This is a genomic window from Acidovorax sp. KPB24-07 (assembly GCF_057543315.1).
The window spans coordinates 1-1,655 of record NZ_BAAJYS010000576.1 but is presented as its reverse complement, the minus strand read 5'-3'; the positions used below and the strand labels follow the sequence as shown (position 1 = coordinate 1,655).

Annotated in this window: 2 pseudogenes; both read right to left on the bottom strand. The window is 72.6% G+C overall.

The window, feature by feature from the left end:
* A pseudogene (locus tag AC27IQ_RS24005) lies at positions 1-938 on the bottom strand (ABC transporter permease); the annotation flags it as partial.
* A pseudogene (locus AC27IQ_RS24000) lies at positions 925-1,655 on the bottom strand (ATP-binding cassette domain-containing protein); the annotation flags it as partial. The pseudogenes AC27IQ_RS24000 and AC27IQ_RS24005, both read right to left, overlap by 14 nt.

Here is a 1,655-nt window from a genome sequence, read left to right as displayed (position 1 = left end):
CTCGCCGCCGATGTAGAACATGCTCATCAGCACCGCCGAGAACACCATGCCCACCGGGTGCAGCCGCCCCACGAACGCCACGATGATGGCCGCGAAGCCGTAGCCCGCCGGCACGTAGGGCGTGAGCTGGCCGATGGGCCCCGCCACCTCCAGCGCCGCCCGCCAGGCCCGCCGCGCCCGCCCGAGATGAGCAGCGCCGTCCACAGCGCGCGGCGCGAGGAAAAGCCCGCGTAGCGTGCCGCCGCGGGGGCCAGGCCGCCCACCTGCTGCGCAAAGCCCGCCCGCGTGCGGAACAGGAACACCCACAGTGCCGCGGCGCCCGCCAGCGCCAGCAGCAGGCCGATGGACATGCGCGAGCCCTGCATGAGCCGCGGGATCTGCGTCACGCGCTCGAAGGTCTTGGTCTGCGGGAAGTTGTAGCCCATGGGGTCCTTCCACGGCCCGTAGACCAGGTAGCCCAGCACCAGCGTGGCCACGTAGACCAGCATCAGGCTCACGAGGATCTCGTTGGCGTTGAACCGGTCGCGCAGCAGCGCCGTGATGCCGGCCCAGGCCATGCCGCCCAGCACGCCGGCCAGCAGGATGGCGGGCACGATCCACGGGCCCGTGGTCTGGTCGGCCAGCAGCGCGATGCCGCCGGCCGCGACGGCGCCGATCACGAACTGCCCCTCGGCGCCGATGTTCCACACGTTGGAGCGAAAGCACACCGCCAGGCCCAGCGCGATCAGCAGCAGCGGCGTGGCCTTGACCATCAGCTCACCGATGGCGTACTGGTTCTTGACGGGCTCCCAGAAGAACACCTGCAGCCCGCGCACCGGGTCCTTGCCCAGCGCCGCGAACAGCGCCAGCCCGATGAGCACGGTGACGGCCAGCGCCAGCACCGGCGAGCCGTAGGTCCACCAGCGCGAGGCCTGGGGTCGGGCTTCAAGCTTGAGCATGGGCCGCCTCCGTTTGCGCGCGCGCCGCTTCGGCCCGGGCGAGGTGCGACTGCACGTCGGCATGCCAGAGCCCGCTCATCCATTCGCCGATGCGCTCCACCGTGGCCTCGGCGCGGGGCACCGAGGGCGACAGGCGCCCCTTGGCCACCACGTGCAGGCGGTCGCAGATTTCGAACAGCTCGTCCAGCTCCTCGCTGAGCACCAGCACGGCGCAGCCGGCATCGCGCAGCGCCAGGATCTCGCCGCGGATCTGCGCGGCCGCGCCCACGTCCACGCCCCAGGTCGGCTGCGAGACGATGAGCAGGCGCGGGTTGGCATCGATCTCGCGGCCCACGATGAACTTCTGCAGGTTGCCGCCCGACAGCGACCGCGCGGCCGCATGGGGCCCGCCCGCCTTCACGTGGAAGCGCTCGATGATGGCGCGGGCATGCGCCTGCAGCGCGCCGGTGCGGATCCAGCCGCCCGGCCCCACGCAGTTGCTGCGCGTGAGCAGCAGGTTGTGCGCCAGGCCCATGGTGGGCACGGCCCCGCGGCCCAGCCGCTCCTCGGGCACGAAATGCAGGCCCAGCGCGCGGCGGCGGCGCGGTTCATGCGCCCGGCGGCCTGGCCGGCCACCTGCACCATCGCGGGCTGGGCGCGCGTGTCCTCGCCCGACAGGGCATAGAGCAATTCCTTCTGGCCGTTGCCGGAGACGCCGGCGATGCCCAGCACCTCGCC